The organism is Sorangium sp. So ce1036, from assembly GCF_051369805.1.
GTDB lineage: Bacteria > Myxococcota_A > Polyangia > Polyangiales > Polyangiaceae > Sorangium > Sorangium cellulosum_F.
Map to the genome: position 1 here is coordinate 769,707 of NZ_JBBMOX010000001.1, position 17,505 is coordinate 787,211.

11 protein-coding genes are annotated in these 17,505 nt (G+C 73.1%); 8 read left to right on the forward strand and 3 right to left on the reverse strand.

Annotation, left to right across the window (positions count from 1 at the left end):
* Positions 1-252: 252 nt before the first annotated feature.
* The 6 genes from WMF31_RS02725 (at position 253) to WMF31_RS02750 (ending at position 6,657) form a co-directional block, all read left to right on the forward strand.
* Positions 253-912 carry an ABC transporter ATP-binding protein gene (locus WMF31_RS02725; RefSeq protein WP_436606511.1) on the forward strand — a complete coding sequence of 220 codons (660 nt, stop codon included), beginning with the start codon at positions 253-255 and terminating at the stop codon, positions 910-912.
* Positions 912-3,278 carry an ABC transporter permease gene (locus WMF31_RS02730; RefSeq protein WP_436600441.1) on the forward strand — a complete coding sequence of 789 codons (2,367 nt, stop codon included), beginning with the start codon at positions 912-914 and terminating at the stop codon, positions 3,276-3,278. Before WMF31_RS02725 ends, WMF31_RS02730 begins: the two co-directional genes overlap by 1 nt.
* A 3-nt stretch (positions 3,279-3,281) precedes the next feature.
* Positions 3,282-4,496: an efflux RND transporter periplasmic adaptor subunit gene (locus tag WMF31_RS02735; RefSeq protein WP_436600442.1), complete on the forward strand. Its 1,215-nt coding sequence runs from the start codon at positions 3,282-3,284 to the stop codon at positions 4,494-4,496.
* A gap of 168 nt (positions 4,497-4,664) precedes the next feature.
* A complete protein-coding gene (locus WMF31_RS02740) occupies positions 4,665-5,861 on the forward strand; it encodes a hypothetical protein (RefSeq protein WP_436600443.1) in 1,197 nt (398 codons plus the stop codon).
* 51 nt (positions 5,862-5,912) lie between these two features.
* Positions 5,913-6,104, forward strand: a complete 192-nt coding sequence (locus WMF31_RS02745) for a hypothetical protein (RefSeq protein ID WP_436600444.1) — start codon at positions 5,913-5,915, stop codon at positions 6,102-6,104.
* 31 nt (positions 6,105-6,135) lie between these two features.
* Positions 6,136-6,657: an AAA family ATPase gene (locus WMF31_RS02750; protein WP_436600445.1), complete on the forward strand. Its 522-nt coding sequence runs from the start codon at positions 6,136-6,138 to the stop codon at positions 6,655-6,657.
* A 94-nt stretch (positions 6,658-6,751) separates the two neighbouring features.
* Here WMF31_RS02750 and WMF31_RS02755 read toward each other — a convergent pair whose 3' ends face one another.
* Complete coding sequence (locus WMF31_RS02755; RefSeq protein ID WP_436600446.1) at positions 6,752-11,113, reverse strand: protein kinase domain-containing protein; 4,362 nt, start codon at positions 11,111-11,113, stop codon at positions 6,752-6,754.
* A 453-nt stretch (positions 11,114-11,566) separates the two neighbouring features.
* On the opposite strand from WMF31_RS02755, the gene WMF31_RS02760 reads away from it, so the two are divergent.
* Positions 11,567-13,039, forward strand: a complete 1,473-nt coding sequence (locus WMF31_RS02760) for a right-handed parallel beta-helix repeat-containing protein (protein WP_436600447.1) — start codon at positions 11,567-11,569, stop codon at positions 13,037-13,039.
* Between the two features lie 71 nt (positions 13,040-13,110).
* On the opposite strand, the gene WMF31_RS02765 is transcribed toward WMF31_RS02760, so the two are convergent.
* Both WMF31_RS02765 and WMF31_RS02770 read right to left on the reverse strand, forming a co-directional pair.
* The gene (locus WMF31_RS02765; RefSeq protein ID WP_436600448.1) at positions 13,111-15,816 is read right to left on the reverse strand and encodes a right-handed parallel beta-helix repeat-containing protein; all 2,706 of its coding nucleotides are present in this window, start codon (positions 15,814-15,816) and stop codon (positions 13,111-13,113) included.
* Positions 15,817-16,306: 490 nt separating this feature from the next.
* Positions 16,307-16,786, reverse strand: a complete 480-nt coding sequence (locus WMF31_RS02770) for an Rpn family recombination-promoting nuclease/putative transposase (RefSeq protein ID WP_436600449.1) — start codon at positions 16,784-16,786, stop codon at positions 16,307-16,309.
* 16 nt (positions 16,787-16,802) lie between these two features.
* Here WMF31_RS02770 and WMF31_RS02775 point away from each other — a divergent pair, with 16 nt between their 5' ends.
* On the forward strand, positions 16,803-17,159 hold the full coding sequence (locus WMF31_RS02775; RefSeq protein ID WP_436600450.1) for a hypothetical protein: 357 nt from the start codon (positions 16,803-16,805) through the stop codon (positions 17,157-17,159).
* The last annotated feature ends 346 nt before the right edge of the window (positions 17,160-17,505 follow it).

Here is a 17,505-nt window from a genome sequence, read left to right on the forward strand (position 1 = left end):
CGGCGCGCGACCGTGAGACTGCCCTGCTCCTCCTGGTCCTCGATCGCCGGATGCGGCCGGCGCGCTGGAGACGTGACGTGTCAATGCGCGCTGGCGGACGGGCCGCCGATCGGCGAACCTGCGGCGCGGACCTCTTCTGCCATGACCAAGGTCGATCTCCCCCCCGCGCACCGCGCCCCGGCGCCCGTCGGTCCCGACGGCGGGGCGGGCCAGCCGGTGTTCGTCGCGCGCGGCCTCACCAAGACCTACCGCATGGGCGAGGTCGAGGTGAGCGCCCTGCGCGGCGTCGACCTCGACCTTTACCCGGGCGAGCTCGTGGTCCTGCTCGGCCCCTCGGGCAGCGGCAAATCCACCCTGCTCAACATCCTCGGCGGCCTGGACGTGCCCACCGAGGGCGCCGTGCGCTACCGCGACGACGACCTCACCCGCGCCGGCGACGCGGGCCTCACCCGCTACCGCCGCGAGCACGTCGGCTTCGTCTTCCAGTTCTACAACCTCATCCCCAGCCTCACCGCGCGCGAGAACGTCGCCCTGGTGACGGACATCGCCCGCGCCCCCATGCCCGCCGCGGAGGCGCTCGCGCTGGTCGGCCTCGGCAAGCGCCTCGACCACTTCCCCGCGCAGCTCTCCGGCGGCGAACAGCAGCGCGTCGCCATCGCGCGCGCCGTCGCCAAGCGGCCCGACGTGCTGCTCTGCGACGAGCCCACCGGCGCCCTCGACGTGCACACCGGCAAGGTGGTCCTGGAGGCGCTCGCCCGCGTCAACCGCGACCTCGGCACCACCGTGGTGGTGATCACCCACAACGCGGCCATCGCCGGCATGGCCGACCGGGTGATCACCATCGCCGACGGCCGCATCGCCGGCGAACGCCGCAACGCCGAGAAGCTCGATCCGGCGGAGATCGCCTGGTGATGCGCGCCCTCGATCGCAAGCTCCTCCGCGACCTCTGGCAGATGCGGGGGCCCGCGCTGGCGATCCTCCTGGTCGTCGCCGCGGGCGTGGCCGTCTTCGTGGCCTCGCGGAGCGCGCTCGACTCGCTGGAGCTGACGCGCGCCGCCTACTACGAGGAGTACCGCTTCGCCCACGTGTTCGCGCGCGTCACGCGGGCCCCGGAGTCGGTCGGCCGGCGCGCCGCCGGGCTCCCCGGCGTGCTGCAGGCGCAGACCCGCGTGGTCACGGACGTCACGCTCGCGCTCCCGGGCGTCGCCGAGCCCCTCACCGGGAGGCTCATCTCCATCCCCGAGCGGCGCGCCCCCATGCTCAACGACCTCTACCTGCGCGAGGGCCGCTACATCGAGCCCGGCCGCGACGACGAGGTGCTGCTCGGCGAGGCGTTCGCCGACAAGCGCGGCCTCCGCCCCGGCGACAGCGTCGAGGTGGTGGTGAACGGCCGCATGCGCCGCCTCCAGATCGTCGGCCTCGCCCTCTCGCCGGAGTACGTCTACCAGATCAGCGGCACCAGCCCCTGGCCGGACGACGAGCGCTTCGCCGTGATGTGGATGGGCGCGGAGGCCCTGCGCGCCGCGCTCGACATGCGCGGCGCCTTCAACGACCTGGCCCTCACCCTCGCCCACGGCGCGTCCGAGGGCGACGTCATCGCCGCCCTCGATCGCATCCTCGCCCCCTACGGCGGCCTCGGCGCGCACGGCCGCGATCGGCAGATCTCCGACCGGTTCCTCTCCGACGAGTTCCAGCAGCTCCGCTCGACCGCCACCGTCGTCCCCTCCCTCTTCCTCGCCGTCGCCGCCTTCCTGCTGAACGTCGTCATCTCCCGGGTGATCAGCACCCAGCGCACGCAGATCGCGACCCTCAAGGCGTTCGGCTACTCGAGCTGGGCGATCGGCCGGCACTACCTCGCGCTGGCCCTCCTCCTGGTGCTCGCCGGCGCGGCCGCGGGCGTCCTCGTGGGCCTGTGGCTCGGCGACGGGATGACGCGCCTCTACGCCGAGTTCTACCGCTTCCCCGTGCTCGAGCTGCGCATCACCGCGGGCACCGCCGCCCTCGGCGCCCTGATCAGCGTCGTCGCCGCGACCCTCGGCGTCGCGCTCGCCGTCGCGCGCGCCGTCCGCCTGCCCCCGGCCGAGGCCATGCGCCCCGAGGCGCCGGCCAGCTACAGGCCCACCCTGGTCGAGCGGCTCGGCCTCGGCCGCCTGCTCTCGCCCGCCGCGCGGATGATCCTCCGCAACGTCTCGCGCCGCCCGGTGAAGGCGCTGCTCGGCGCCGCGGGCGTGGCCGTCGCCGTCTCCATCGTGGTGGTCGGCCGCTTCACCGAGGACGCGGGCCAGTACATGATGAACATGCAGTTTCGCCTCGTGCAGGGCGAGGACGCCGCGGTCTTCTTCTACCGGGCCGTGCCCCGCGCCGCCCTGACCGAGCTCGCGCACGTGCCCGGCGTCCTCCACGTCGAGCCGATGCGCGCCGCGCCGGTCGCCCTGCGCGCCGGCCACCGCGAGCACCGCACCGCGATCGTCGGCACCTCGCCCGACGCGGTCCTGCACCGCACCGTCGACCGCCACGGCGCCTTCGTCCCGCTCCCCGACGAGGGCCTGCTCCTCGGCGTCTATCTCGCGCGCAGGCTCGGCGTCCGCCCCGGCGACGTGCTCACCGTCGAGGTCCTGGAGGGCCGCCGCCCGGTGCGGGAGGTCCCCGTCGCGGCCTTGATCGACGACCTGGTCGGCGCCTCGGCGGCCATGGATCTCGACGCCCTGAACCGCCTCCTCGGCGAGGGCGACTCCATCTCCGGCGCCTACCTCGCCGTCGACCGCCTCGGCGAGGAGGCCGCCTACGAGCGGCTCAAGCGCACCCCCGCCGTCGCCGGGGTGAGCACCACCCGCGCCGCGCTGGAGAGCTTCGACAAGATCATGGGCGAGAACCTCGGGGTGATGCGCGCCATCCAGGTCGTCTTCTCGAGCATCATCGCCTTCGCCGTGGTCTACAACAAGGCGCGCATCGCGCTCGCCGAGCGCAGCCGCGAGCTGGCGAGCCTGCGCGTGCTCGGCTTCACCCGCGCCGAGGTCAGCCTGATCCTGCTCGGCGAGCTGGGCGTGACCACGCTGGCCGGCATCCCGCTCGGCCTGGGCCTCGGGTACTACTTCGCGTGGGCGATGTGCAAAGCCTACGAGGACACCGAGCTGTTCCGGTTCCCGCTGATCATCCACCCCTCGACCTACGCGTACGCCGCGCTCGTGGTGCTCGTCTCCGCGGCCGTCTCGGCGCTCCTGGTGCGGCGCCGCGTCGACCAGCTCGACCTCGTGGGCGTGCTCAAGACCAGGGACTGACGCATGACGATCGCCCGGAAGATCCTCTACGCCGTGCTCGCCGCGCTCCTCGTCGGGGCCATCGCGCTGGCGTCCTTGCCCAAGCCCGCGCTGGTGGAGGCCTCGGCGGTGACGCGCGGCCCGCTCGTGGTCACCGTGGACGGCGACGGCCGGACGCGCATCAAGGATCGCTTCGTGATCTCCGCGCCCGTGAGCGGGCAGATGCCCCGCCTCGAGCTGCACCCTGGCGACCGGGTAGCGCGCGGCGCCGCGCTCGTCGAGATCGCGCCCATCGACCCGCCGCTGCTCGACGCCCGCTCCCGCGCCCAGGCCGAGGCGCACGCCCGGAGCGCGCGCGCCGGGGTCTCCCAGGTGAAGGCGCGCGTCGCCCTCGCCGAGACGTCGCTCGCCCAGGCCCGCGTCGAGCTCGCGCGCGTGAGGACGCTCCACGAGCGCGGCGGCGTGCCCCAGGCCGAGCTGGAGGCGGCGGAGTTCCGCGAGCGCGCCGCCCAGGCCGAGCTGGAGAGCGCAAAGTTCGGCGCGCGCGTGGCCCAGTACGAGCTGCAGACGGCCGAGGCCGCCCTCGTGCGCATGAGGCCCGCCGCGCCCGGCGCGCCCGCCCGGCGGGCGGGCGGCGGCGACGGCAGCGTGGCCCTGGAGAGCCCCGTGGACGGCACGGTGCTGCGGGTCTTCCAGGAGAGCGCGACGCTCCTCCAGGCGGGGGCGCCGATCCTCGAGCTGGGCGACCCGGGCGCGCTCGAGATCGTGATCGACCTGCTCTCCGCCGACGCCGTGGCGGTGAAGCCGGGCGCCGAGGTGCGCGTCGAGCGCTGGGGCGGCGAGGCGCCGCTCGAGGCCCGGGTGCGCCTCGTCGAGCCGAGCGGCTTCACCAAGGTCTCGGCGCTCGGCGTCGAGGAGCAGCGGGTCAACGTGATCGCCGACTTCTCCGGTCCTCCGGAGGCCCGCGCGGCGCTCGGCGACGGGTACCGCGTCTACGCGCGCGTCGTGGTGTGGCAGAAGGCCGACGTCATCAAGGCGCCGCAGACCGCGCTCTTCCGGCGCGGCGATCGCTGGGCGGTGTTCGTCCTGGCCGACGGCCGCGCGCACCTGCGCGAGGTGGAGATCGGCAAGCGCAGCGGCAGCGACGCCGAGGTGCTCGCGGGGCTCGGCGAGGGGGACCGCGTGGTGGTGCATCCGAGCGACACGCTGGAGGACGGGGCGCGGGTGGAGGTGCGGTAGCTCCGTCGTCGAGCAGGGGTGTGCGCCGGAGTGCGCTGGGCGGCGCGCACGTGGCCTGTGGGGCGCCACGGATTGTTGAGCCGCGGCGGCCCGGTGGACGCACTGCTGGGGGAGGACCGCTCGACGCGCGGCAGATCGTGCCCGCGAGGGTGGGGGACGGAGGCACGGATGGCTCGTTGGGCTCGGATCACGCTGGTGTCGTTCGCGGTCGCGTTCATGCCTGCCTGCCGGGAGGGGGCGACGGCCGAGGCGGAGGCCGAGGCGACGGCCGAGGCGGCGCTGGTCGTGAGCGAGGAGCTCGGCCCCGGAGCGCTGGTCGAGGAGCATGAAGCGGGGGCGGTCGCGTGGCACATCGACGGCGACGGCCAGGTGAAGGCCGCGATCTCGGCCAGCACCGGAGAACGCATCAAGGAGGACGTCGGCGGCACGCTCGTCTGGAAGCTGCCGTCCGGAGAGGCGAGGACGATCCCGCTCGCGGTCGACGCGAGGACGGGGCTCCTGGTCGGGGCGGGGCCGAAGCTCGAGGCGGATCTGACGGAGGTCGATTACACGCTCACGATCTCGGGGAAGCCGTGGAGCGGCGTGCTGCACGTGCCCGCGGGCGGCACGGCCGAGCTCGTGGCGAGCGCCAGGGCGAGCGCGGAGATCCAGCTGCCCGAGGTCACGGTGGGCCCTCACGGCGGCTCCATTCAGGTGGTCGGCGAGGACCGGCTCGAGATGGTGGCCGACGAGGCCACGGGGGAGGTGCGCGTCTACGTGCTCGACGCCGACCTCAGGCCGGTCTCGATCGAGGGGCGGACCGTCAAGCTGGCCCTCGTCGCCGAGCGACCGGAGACGCTGGTGCTCGCGCCGGCCTCCGCGGGGTTCTATTTCGTGGGCAAGCTCGCGGCGGCGGTGAATCCGCTGAAGCTGACCGTCGCGCTCGGATACCGCGGCACGACGCGCGTGGCGCTCTGGGGCCACCGGCCCGGCGTGCGCGTGATCGCGACGCCCGCGCGGGCGCCGCGGGTGAAGATCCTCGTGAAGGGCTTTGCGGACGGGCCCGAGGTCCGCGTGCATGCGGGGGCGCGCGCCGACGCGGACGTGAGGATCCACGGCAGGGGCCATGGCGGGGGCGACAAGGTGAAGGTGATGGTCCACGACAAGGGCCATGGCGGGGGCGACAAGGTGAAGGTGATGGTCCACGACAAGGGCCATGGCGGGGGCGACAAGGTGAAGGTGATGGTCCACGACAAGGGCCATGGCGGGGGCGACAAGGTGAAGGTGATGGTCCACGACAAGGGCCATGGCGGGGGCGACAAGGTGCATGTCCATGCGAAGGGCGGCGGCGGCGCGAAGGGGGGCGGACCCAAGGGCAAGCCCTGAGGCCCGCCAGGGGTCGAGGGTTGCTGGAGAGGGCGCTGGCCGATGTGAATCGTGGGAAATGGGAGAGGCGAGTTCCGGGGGACGTTCACGTTCACGATCGATCCGTTGACGACCACGTCCACGACCACGTTCACGTTCACGTCCACGACCACGTTCACGTCCACGACCACGTTCACGTCCACGACCACGATCACGACCGCATGGGTGACCGCTCTGCGTTGGCGGTGGTGGAGCGGGTATTGACCTCCCGAGGGCCGACGGGCAGCCTCGGTGCATGGCGCGCCTTCATCTGATCATCGGCCCGGTCGGGGCAGGAAAATCGACATTTGCGCATCAGCTCGTCCGGGAGCACGCGGCGGTCCACCTCAACCTGGACGAGTGGATGGCGACGCTCTTCAGCCCGGACAGGCCGGATTCTGGCGTCATCTCATGGTATGTCGAGCGGACCGGGCGCTGCATCGAACAGATCTGGAAGGTGGCGACCAGGACGATGGACGCGGGCACGGACGTGGTCCTCGAGATCGGCCTGATCCAGCGGCGCGACCGCGAGCGGTTCTACCGGCGCATGGCCGGCGCCGGCCATGACCTGACGATTCATGTGCTGGACGCCTCTCGCGATCTGCGCCGGGAGCGCGTGGAGCAGCGGAACCGCGCGAAGGGGGCGACGTTCTCGATGGTGGTGCCGCCCGACATCTTCGACATGGCGAGCGACCTGTGGGAGCCTCCTGATGAGGCGGAGTGCGCGTCGCGCGATGTGCGGTTCATCAACACGGACGATCAGGCCTGGGCGCCGTGATGCCCGCCGGCTTGCCCGGGAGATGAGGTGCGGATCGACGTCGGGCCGCAGAGCGCCGAACAGAACCGGACCGAGCCAGGCGGCCGAGGACGATCTAGGTCCCCACCGCGCACCCGGCCGCCGCCAGCCCATCGTGGACCACGGCGCCCGCGAGCAGCGCGCGGCACGCCTCGGCCCGCTGCCGGAGCTCGCCCCCGCGGAAGTGCGCCCGGAGCGAGGCCTCGAGCGCCGCCGCCGCGCCCGCGGCCGCCCCGCGCAGCGCCGCGTCCGCCGACGGCGCCGCCCGCGCGATCGTCCGCGCCAGCGTCTCCGCGACGTCGCCGAGGTAGACCTGCCCGCGCGTCTCCGCGATCGAGAGCGCCCTCCTCCCCGCCGCGAGCGCCGCGCCGAGATCGCCGCTCCCGAGCTCCGCCTCGGCCAGGTTCCGGTACATCTCCGCCAGGTCCGAGCCGGCGCGGCTCTGCTCCCCGAGCCGCACCGCGCGCCGGGCGTGGTCGCGCGCCGCCGCGATCTCCCTCATGGCGAGCTCGGTCTCGGCCAGGTTGCTGTACCCGATCGCGATCTGGTGCAGATCGCCCGAGCGCTCCTTGAGCCGGATCGCCCGCAGGAACGTCTCGCGCGCCCCCGGGAGATCCCCCGCGCGGAGCCGCATCGCCGCGACCCCGTTCAGCGCGAGGGCGACGAGGTGGGGGTGCGAGGCGTCCGAGACCAGGCGCGTGACCTGGCGGTACGTCCGCTCCGCGCTGACCGTCCGGCCCCGCGCGGCCAGCGCGAGCGCCACGCCGAGCAAGATCGTCGCGATGTCCTCCCGCCAGCGCTCGTCGCGCCGCCGTATCGTCCGGCAGATCCGGAGCCCCGTCCGGGCGGCCTGCCAGCCCTCGTCGCGCCGCCCCTCGCGGCGGTGGAGGTACGTGAGCAGCGCGTACATCGCCGGCGTCTCGCGGACCTCCCCGGCCTCCGTCGCGCACGCGATCGCCCGCTCGGCGAGGGCCCGCGCCTCCGGCAGCGCGCCGCGCACCTTCGCGATCAGCGCGAGCCGCGCGTCGATGCGCCCGTCCCAGGCGAGCGCCTCGGTCCGACCGCCGCCCGCCCCCGCGCGGCGCTCCACCCCGCGGAGCAGCGCGCGCGCCTCCTCGTACACGCGCGCGGCGTCGTCGAGCCGGCCGACGCGGCGCAGCGCGTCGCCGAGGTCGAACCGCACGCGCAGCCGCTCCCGGGCGGCGGCGCTCCGCCGCTCCTCCGCGTCGTCGTCGCCGGGCTCTCCGCCGCCGACCTCCTCGGCCCGGTCCTGCAGGACGCGCGCCCGCTCCAGGTGGCGGATCGCCTCCGCGTTCTCGCCGAAGGCCATGGCGCGCGCCCCCGCCCGCGCATAGGCCGAGGCCGCGCGCGCCGCGTCGTCCGCCCGCTCGTACTGCACGGCCAGGAGCGCCGCCGCGACCCCCGTCTCCGCCCGCCGCTCGAGCCACCCGGCCGCCTCGAGGTGCAGCGCGCGGCGGAGCTTCGCGCTCAGCATCTCGTACGCCACCTCGTGGGTCGCCGCGTCGGCGAACGCCAGCTCGCGCTCGCCCTCCAGCGACGACGGCTCGCGCAGGCGGACGAGCCGCCGCTGCCGCAGCGTGGCGAGCGTCGCCTCCACCGAGGCGCCCGTGATGTCCGTCGCGCTCGCCCGCCGCAGGTGCTCCACGGCCCCCTGCCAGAACGTCCGCCCGACGACCGCCGCGGAGAGGAGCACCTCGCGGACGTCGGGCTCGAGCCGGTCGAGCCGCGCCTGCACGATCCCCTGGATCGTCGACGGCAGCCGCAGCGCCCCGAGCCGCTCCTCGCGCAGCGCCCACGCCTCGTCCCCCCGCGCCTCGATGGCGCCGGCGTCCACGAGCAGGTGGAGCAGCTCGTCGACGATGAGCGGGCTCCCCTCGGCGCGCTCGGCGAGCGTCCGCACGACGTCCGCGGACAGGTCCGGCACGCGGCGGAGCCAGTCCCGGATCATGTCCTCGATGTGACGGCGCGCGAGCGGCGCGACCTCCTGGCGGTGGTGCACCTCGGCGTCGAGGCCGAAGCCGGGGCGCCGCTCGAGCAGCTCGGCCCGCGCGCTGCACACGAGCAGGAGCGGCAGGTCCGCCGCGCCCTGGACGAGGCTCTCCAGCAGGTCGAGGCTGGCGTCGTCGGCCCACTGGAGATCGTCGCACAGCACCACGATCGGCAGATGCCGCGCGGCGAGGCGGGCGAGGCGCGTCAGGGCGGCGGCGATGCGCTGCTTCACGAGCGCCCCCGACTCCTCGGGCCCGAGCGAGTCGAAGGCGGCGCTCGTCCCGGCCGTCCCGCCGAGGAGCCCCTCGACCTGGGCCAGCGCGGCGTCGATGTCCGCGGCGTCGAGCTCCTCTCCGGTCGCGTGGCCCGCCCAGCGCTCGTCCTCCGGAGGCGGCGCGTGGCCCTCGCGGCGCGCGCGGAGCCAGCGCAGGCCGAGGCGCAGCTTGCGGCGGATCCCGCGCTGACCGTCGCGCGGGCGGATCCGGAAGCGCTGGCGGAGGAGCGCCGAAGCGAGGCTGTAGGTCATGTCGGCGGTGAGCGGCGAGCACTGCGCGGTCAGCACCAGGGCCTCGCGCGGCCGGGCGGCGAGGCTCGCGAGGAGCTCCGCGAGCAGCCGGCTCCGCCCGGCGCCGGGCGGACCGACGAGCGAGAGGAGCTGGGCCCGCCCCCCGGCGAGCACCGTCTCGAGCGCGTCGAGCAGGCGCTGGATCTCGGCGCCCCGCCCCACGAGCTTCGTCGCGAGGCCGAGGAAGTCGGTCCGGGCGAACGCGACGTGGTCGTGGATCACGCCCGTGATCCGGTAGCAGGAGAGCGGCTCGGTCCGGCCGGGGATCGCGACGGCGTGGAGCGGCACCACGCTGAACCGGCCCGCGACCTGCCGGTACGTGTCGCGCGTGACGGCGATGGTCCCGGCGGGCGCGGCCGCCTGCAGCGCGGCCGCGGCCCGCACGGCCCCCCCGGTCACGAGCAGCTCCGGGCGCTGCGGATCGCCGCTCGTCCGCGCGAACACCCGCCCGGTGGCGATCCCGAACGACGCCGCGAGGAGCGCGGGGCCCGCGGAGCGCCCGGGCGTGGGGCTCACGCGCACGGCGGCCATGCGGAGCGCGGCGACGACGGCGCGCTCCGCGTCGTGGTCGGTCGCGCGCGGGACGCCGAAGACGGCGATCACGCGCTCGTCGCCGGAGCGGGTGAGCGCGCCCCCCATGCGCTCGATCTCCCTGGCGAGGAGCGCGCGGCTGCGATCGGTGAGCTCGGCGATCTCCTCGTCGTCGAGGTGCGAGGAGCGCGCGGCGAGGCTGGAGAGGTCGACGCACAGGACCGTGCAGATCCGGTTCTCCCCCGACGGGGGGAGCGAGGCCGGCGCGGACCTCGGCGGCGTCGAGCGCCGCGCCGCGTCCGCGGGGCCTGTGGCGCGCCTGCCTTCGGGGAGAGCGGCTGTCGCGGAGAGGCAAGCGCCCTGATCGATCTCGCGGCCCGTCGTGACGAGCGACGCCTCCGCCGGGCTGGAGCGCGCCCTGAGCAGGCTCGACCAGAGCTCCTTCACGTTGCGGTAACGGGCGCTGGGCTCGACCGTCAGGGCGCGGCGGAGGACGGAGGCCACGCCGGAGGGCTCCGGGGCGACGCCGGAGAGCAGGTCCGGACGCCGCCACGCCTCGGTCGCGGACATCAGGAGCGCGAGGAGGGAGTCGCCCCGGAGCACGCGCTGGCCCGACGCGACCTCGATGAGGATGAGCGCCATGGCGAAGACGTCGGTCCATGGCCCGGTGGCGCCGTACTCGCGGACGAACTGCTCCGGGGCAGCGTAGACGGGGGTGAACGCGCGCTGGCTCCCGGTCGTCCCGGTGCGGGCGGCCGCGAACGGCGTTGTCTCCTCGAAGACCTTGGCAATCCCGAAGTCGAGCACCTTGATCCCGGCGCCGCCGCGCAGGCGTACGCAGAACAGATTGCCTGGCTTCAGGTCCCGGTGCGACACGTGGTTCTCGTGGGCGACGGCGAGCGCCGCGGCGGCCGGGGAGAGGAGCGATATCGCCTCGTCGAGGCCCATGGGCCCGAGCCCCGAGGCGCGGCGGGCCGAGAGCGCGGCGGCGAGCGTCTCACCCTCGAGCCACTCCATGACGAGGTAGGGTGTCCAGACGCCGCGCGGAGAGGTGGCCGCGCCGATGTCGAGGGCCTGGACGATGCTGGCTGTCTGCCGCGAGAGCTGGTGGAGGAGCCTGCCTTCGGCCCGGAGCGTCGCGAGGAAGCCGTCTCGCCCCGAGGAGGCCAACCCGGGCCGCATCTGAAGGCACTTGATCGCGACAGGGACGTCGAGCCCGAGGTGCACGCCGCGGTAGACGACGCCGAACCCGCCCTCGCCGACGACCGCCTCGACGTCGAACCGGTCGTCGAGCGTCGCGCCCACCCAGCCGAAGGGGTCCTCCAGCGTCATGGCGCGCGAGGGTACCGGCTGCGGGATGCGGTGAGAAGGGGGCGACCCGCGCGCGGACGCCTCACCCGCGCGTCGTCCTGCCCGCGGGAAGCGACGTGTCCGCCGGGTCGCCTCCGTCGCATTGCGTTGTCGCCGCGAGGACCGGATGACGCGATAGATCTTCTTCGCGTCGATCGACATGTTGCCGCTTGGCCGGTCGATGGCCGGCACGCTGGCCGGCCATCGATGGGCGACGGCGCGACGGGGCACCGGGGTTGCTCTCGTCCTCGACGCGGCAAGCGCGGGGCGCGCGCGCTCCGGATCCGCTGAAAGCCGTAGAATGCGGCGCTGCGGCCGTGTCGTCACGGCGTCGCGCTGCATCTCCAGGCCGGGAGCCGCCGGTGCTCCCGTTTTTGCATGCTCGCGCCGCGCGCCTGCGCGCTAGGGTTCGCGGCGATTCTTGGAGGGAAGAGCATGATGAATCGGTTCTGGACCTGGTCCTCGGTCATGATCCTGGGCGGCGCGGCGTGCGCGATTGCCGCCGGGTGCGACGGTGACGAGCCTGCGCCCGCGACGTGCTCCGACGAGGACCGGATCCGGGGGATCTGCGTGGGTGTCCCGGCCGGGGACGTCTGCAGCGGCGAGGGGTGCGCCAGAGAGCTCGAGTGCGCGTCGGTGGTCGAGGTCGCGAACGACGAGGAGCTCGAGTCCGCGGTTCGGAGCGCCTCGAGCGGCGCCTGCATCGCGCTGCGAGAGGGCCGGTACGGCGTGGTCGGCGAGGTCGCCGGCGGCGTGCGCCTCTTCGGGCGCTCGGCGGACGCGGTGGAGATCGAGGGCATCACGCTCGGGGCAGGCCACGGCGCCGTCGTGCGCGGCCTCAGGGTCGGACGAGGGGGCGTGCGCGCGACCGGGGCGACCGGCGTGCGCATCGAGTCGGTCCGCATCGTCGGGGAGAAGGGCGATGAGCGCCGCGGCGTCGATGTCCGCGAAGGCTCGTCGATCACCCTCGTGGACTCCGAGATCGCCGGCTCGGGGGATGCTGGCGTCCTCGCCGTCGACTCCGACGTGACCCTGGAGCGGAGCGTCGTCACGGGCGCGCAGCGCGGCGGGATCGTGATCGAGGGGCCGCTTTGCGAGAACCAGGAGACCTGCGCCTGCGCGGGCCGTCCTTCGCTCGTGGTGAGGAGCAGCGTCATCCGCCGGAACCACGTCATCGGCATCTCGCTGCGCGGGGCCATCGCCGAGCTGGAAGACGTGGACGTGATGAACACGATCGAGGGCGACACCTTCGAGCTGGGCGGCTTCGGGGGCGGCATCTCGGCGGCGGAGTGCTCGAACATCAAGAGCGCCAGGAGGGTGCGGGTCATCAACAGCATGTCGTTCGGCGTCCTGGTCGACCACTCGGCGGCCATCCTGGGGGATCATGCGGACGAGGAATCCATCGAGATCAGCCGGAACACGCGGGGGCTGTGGATCCAGGACGTCCAGCCGGCCGTCGCGGACTGCCACGCTGGCGGGGAGCTCTGCGTCGCGCTGCACAAGGCGAGGCTGGACGGCAACTTCGGCGTCGGCATCGGCCTCACGGGCGCGTCGCGGGGCATCATCCTGTGCAAGTCGGCGGTCCTGGAGACCGCGATGGAAAGTATGCCCGTCTTCGACAAGGACAATGAGCCGGCGACCGACACCGTGGGGGACGGCGTCGACTGGATGGGCGGCTCCGACGTGACGGTCGAAGATCTGATCCTGAGCGGCAATGCGCGGCAAAGCCTGCTGATCGACGGCCCTGCGGGAGGCAGTATCCAGCGCCTCGTCACGGATGACCGGGACACGCCTCCCGTGCAGCAGAACGTCGCGGCGGGAGAGGCTCGGCCCGGAGGCGAGGCGCCGCAGACCGTCTCCGAGCGCAGCGCCTCGATCCCCCAGGCGCCCAGCGCGCCGCGTCCGTGAGCGCGGCGGTTGCGGCGCCGGGGGGTGCTGCGCGGGAGATGGCGGCGCGCGCGCCTTGCCCTCGGGTCAGGCTACTCCGACGAAGGGAGAGGTAGCGGGGGGAGCGGCTCCCCCGGGCTCGGGGGCTCGGCGATGCGGGGTGGGGGCTCGACGCCGAAGGAGGTCACGCGACAGTGCTCGTCGGTTTCGGTGCAGTCCTCGGCGCCGCGGCGGCTGCACAGCCAGCGGCCGCTGCGATGGAACGAAGCGGGGACGTTTGCGATGCGCTCGCCGTGGAGGGGGACCGCGTTGCAGGTGAGGGTGGCGTCGAAGAACGAGACCGTCGAGGCGAAGTTGGCGACCCCGGCACCGTCATTGCCGGTGATGGTGGTGTCGAGGAGGGTGGCCGTGCCGCCCTCCTCGACGACGATTCCGTCTCCGAATTTGTGATCGTCACGCGTCCTCGTCGCGCGCACGACCGTGGCCTCGAGCGTCGCGTCCGAGGCAATGGCGAACACGCCCGCCTCGTGATTCTCCTCGATGAGGCAGTCGCGGACGGTCACGCTGGCGCGCTCGCCCGTTCCGAGCTCGTCCTGAGCGCTGATGCCCCGTCCTCCCGTCCCATCACGGCTGGGCCGGGTGCCGCGGACCACGCTGCCCTCGATCGTCGCGCTGGAGCCGGAGACGAGCACGCCGCTCTCGTGGTTCCGCTCGACGAGGCAGTCGCGGACGGTCACGCTCGAGCGCCCGTCTGCGCGGGGCTCACCCCGAACACCGATACCAGCTCCCCCCCTCCCGTCCGGTCTGGGCCGGGTGTCGCGGACCACGCTGGCCTCGAGCGTCGCGTCGGAACCAGAGACGTACACGCCCAGCTCATGGTTCCTCTCGATGAGGCTGGCGCGGACGGTCACGTCCGCGCGCTCGCCCGTGCCGGGCACGCTTTGCGCATTGATTCCCCTCCCTCCCATCCCATCCGGGCCGGGCTGGGTGTCGCGGACGACGCTGGCCTCGATCGTCGCTTCGGCTCCGGCGACGAACACGCCCTCCCCGTGGTTCTGCTCGAGGAGGCACGAGCGGACGATCAAGCTTCCGCGCTCGTGGCTCTCAGGCCTGACCTCGATGCCCCGTCCGGATGCGCCCGCCGAGCCGGGCCTGGTGTAGCGGATCACGCTGTCCTCGATCATCGCTTCGGCTCCGGCGACGAACACGCCCGCCTCGAGGTTCTGCTCGATGACGCTGGCGCGCACGGTCGCGCGCGCGGGGCCCGTATCACGGTCATACTGGATCCCGAGGCCCCGTCCGAATTCATCCTTCGAGTTGGGCCGGGTGCCGCGGACGACGCTGGCCTCGATCGTCGCGTCGGCGCCGGAGACGAGCACGCCCACCTCCTGGTTCTGCTCGACGACGCTGGCGTGGACGGTCAGGCTGGCGCGCTCGCCTGTCTCGGGCCGCCCCTGGGCCTCGATGCCCCGTCCTGCCATCCCGTCCGAGCCGGGCTCGGTGTTGCGGACGACGCTGGCCTTGATCGTCGCGTCCGCGCCGGAGACGAACACGCCCGCCTCATGGTTCTGCTCGATGACGCTGGCGTGGACGGTCAAGCTGGCACGCGCGCCTGTGCCGGGCCACCCCTGGACCTCGATGCCCCGTCCTGCTGTCCGGTCGGCGCCGGGCTGGGTGCCACGGACCACGCTGTCCTCGATGCTCGCATCCGAGCCAGAGATGAACATGCCGTAATCCTGGTTCTGCTCGATGACGCTGGCGCGCACGCTCACGTTTGCGTGTGTGCCTGTGTCGGGATCGCTCTCGATCTCGATGCCGCGTCCTCTCCCTTCCGCGCCGGGCCTGGTGGCGCGGATGACCGTGCCTTCGAGCGTCGCTTCCGACCCCTGGACGAGCACGCCCGTGTCGTGGTTCTGCTCGACGAGGGAGCCTTTCAGCAGCGCGCTGGTCGATCCAGGCTCGCCGCGTACCTCGACCCCCAGCTCGCTCGACCCATGCACCCATACCTGCTCGATGGTGACGTCGCGCGCGCCTCCCACGGACAGACCTTTGCCGGTCCCGGTCACGGCGAGGCTCCGGATCTCGGTCCTGCTCGCGACTTTCCTGAGCACCTGAACGGCGGCGGGTCGCTGCCCCGTCCCGTGGATCGTCACACGCCCGGGGCATCGTCCCCACAGGCGCACCGCCTTGTCCCTGATCACGACGTCTTCGGTGTACGACCCCGTGGCGACCGCGACGATGGCCCCGTCCTGCGCCTCGTCGATCGCCCGCTGGATCGTCGTCCACGGCCTCGTCGCCGTCCCGTCGCTGTCGTCGCCTTCGTAGGCCCCGTCGACGAACTGGGTAGTGGTCTCGACCGGGATCTCGCCCCAAGGTCCATCGCCGCAGGAGGCGACCTCGCGACACGCGCGTTCTTTGGGAATGGCCATCTTTCCTTCCGGACACATCGTCGCGGGGAGGATCTCCGCGCAACGACGGTGGCCCTCGGCGCCCTCTCCGCACGCCTCCGGCGGCAGCCCTGCGGGGTGGCACTGGCCGTCCAGCGCGAGCTGGCCCGGCGGGCACGACATGTCCGGCGGCAGCCCTGCGGGCTGGCACACGCCCGCCTCGAGGGGGATCTCCCCCGGGCCGCACGGCCTCGGCGCGCACCCCTCGTCCACGCCCGCCACGGCACCGGGCGCGCACGACTTCGCGTCGAATGGATTGCCACAGCCCAGCAGCGCGATCAGGGGGGTGAGCGTCCACGACCAGGCCGCCGCGAGGGGCCATCGTGGGCTTCGTCTCGTAGAGCTGTCCATATAAAAGCACTCTCCTCATGGCTGCGCCGTCGACGAGGCGGCTGCTGGCGCGGTCGAACGCGCGCGCTGGCCTCGCGATGAGCTCGACCTGCGCTCGCTGGCGGCTTGCGGCCGCGCCCAAGCACGGGGCGTACCCGGTCCACGGCACCCTCGCTCGGCGCGAAACGTCGCGCATCGCGGGGATGCCGCATCAAGCCATCAGGTCCGGGGGGCGGCCGTGGCCGGCCAAGGGGCCGGCCAGCGGGTGCCATGACGCAGCGAGACAAGGCTGAAGGCGGCGCGCGCGGGATGGCGCACGCGGGCTGAGCTCCGCGTCAAGGGGGCGGCGCCGGTCCAACCACGCCAAGCGCGCTCATCTCATACGGTGGCTCGCCTGGCCACGCATTCGTTGAGCAGCTGAAGCGATGGGTAGTCGTCCTTGCGGGGCCAGAGGCTGCGATGGTAGCAGTTCCAGTAGCTCGTCGCCCGCTGTCGCGTGAGCGCGACGAAGTCAGGGTTCTCGGCGATGAACCGCTGGTAGCGTTTCCGGCGGCAAGTCGATCAGGTCCTGGAAGGCCACCGCCGCGGTCCAGCCGGTGTCGCTGTGGTGCAGGACCACGGGCAAGATCGCCGGGAGGCGGGTGGCCTTCGGGTGGCGCTGCAGGTGGCTTTGCCAGATCCGCACCATGTACTCGAGCAGGCGGAAGGCCATGAGCGGGTGCGTCGTGCTCTGGTGCTCGAAGAGCAGGTAGAGCAATATCGACGCTTGCTCGCGCCTCGCGGGCTCGATGTTCGCGGAGAAGAGCAGGTCGCTGTGGCTCGCGGCGAGCTTCTCGTCGATGAAGCTGCCGGGCAACAGCGAGAGCGACCCGAACTGGATGCGGGCGGCCAGGGCCGGTGGCAGCACCTGGGCCACAGCCTGCGGGGTGAGCGTCGCGCTGTAACTGAGAGTCTTCGCTGGCGCCACCGAGCTGTCACGAGCGCGGCTCACGCTGTTTCCTAGGAGCATGCTGATCGATCCACCTGCCACACTGGGACGACACACCGTGACCCTGTACCTCGGGCCCGCGGAGGACCAAGGTCCCGAGGCGGACGAGTCGTTTGGCGAAGCCATCTGGTTCGACCGCCGGGATCCACGATCCATTCGCCGCGCTCAGGAGATCATTCAGGACCGGCTGCGGCTCCCGGTCGCACCGACGCTGTGCGACGAGCCTTCGCCTGGCCTCGGGGCAGCGTTGGGCTGGGTCCGCGCGGCCCTCGTCAACGTGCTCGAGCGTTGGCATCGGCGCAATGTCAGCGAAAAACACCTTGAGCTCGATCCTCGAAGGACGGGATCGAGCCGCAAGACATCTCCATCCTGTTAGGGCGTGTCGGTAACCGCGCGCTGCCACGGGCGGACAGCCGCCAAATCGCCCCCGCGGAGCAGCCCCGCCAGAGAAACCGGTCGATGACGAACGGTCGCCGGAAACAGTGGCGATTTCAAGAGATGGCGATGCGAGGCGCGAGCCGGCGCCGCGTGAGCAGAGCGCGCGAACGCATCACTGTACCGATTCCAGTTCTCGCCAGGGAGAGAGACGGAGAACAGGCGATCTCGATGAGAGAGACCTCGACCGGCTGCTTGCTAGAACACCGAACCGCTTGGAAGCCGGCGATCAACGCAAAGGCGCAAGAAAGAGATCTTCTCCTTGCGCCTTCGCGCCTTGGGGTTGA

Coding starts and splice junctions, on each gene's coding strand:
- WMF31_RS02740 (WP_436600443.1), top strand. CDS start 4,665: ATGGCTCGTTGGGCTCGGATCACGCTGGTGTCGTTCGCGGTCGCGTTC.
- WMF31_RS02760 (WP_436600447.1), top strand. CDS start 11,567: ATGATGAATCGGTTCTGGACCTGGTCCTCGGTCATGATCCTGGGCGGC.
- WMF31_RS02775 (WP_436600450.1), top strand. CDS start 16,803: ATGCTGATCGATCCACCTGCCACACTGGGACGACACACCGTGACCCTG.
- WMF31_RS02755 (WP_436600446.1), bottom strand. CDS start 11,113: ATGACGCTGGAGGACCCCTTCGGCTGGGTGGGCGCGACGCTCGACGAC.
- WMF31_RS02725 (WP_436606511.1), top strand. CDS start 253: ATGGGCGAGGTCGAGGTGAGCGCCCTGCGCGGCGTCGACCTCGACCTT.
- WMF31_RS02765 (WP_436600448.1), bottom strand. CDS start 15,816: ATGGACAGCTCTACGAGACGAAGCCCACGATGGCCCCTCGCGGCGGCC.
- WMF31_RS02750 (WP_436600445.1), top strand. CDS start 6,136: ATGGCGCGCCTTCATCTGATCATCGGCCCGGTCGGGGCAGGAAAATCG.
- WMF31_RS02730 (WP_436600441.1), top strand. CDS start 912: ATGCGCGCCCTCGATCGCAAGCTCCTCCGCGACCTCTGGCAGATGCGG.
- WMF31_RS02735 (WP_436600442.1), top strand. CDS start 3,282: ATGACGATCGCCCGGAAGATCCTCTACGCCGTGCTCGCCGCGCTCCTC.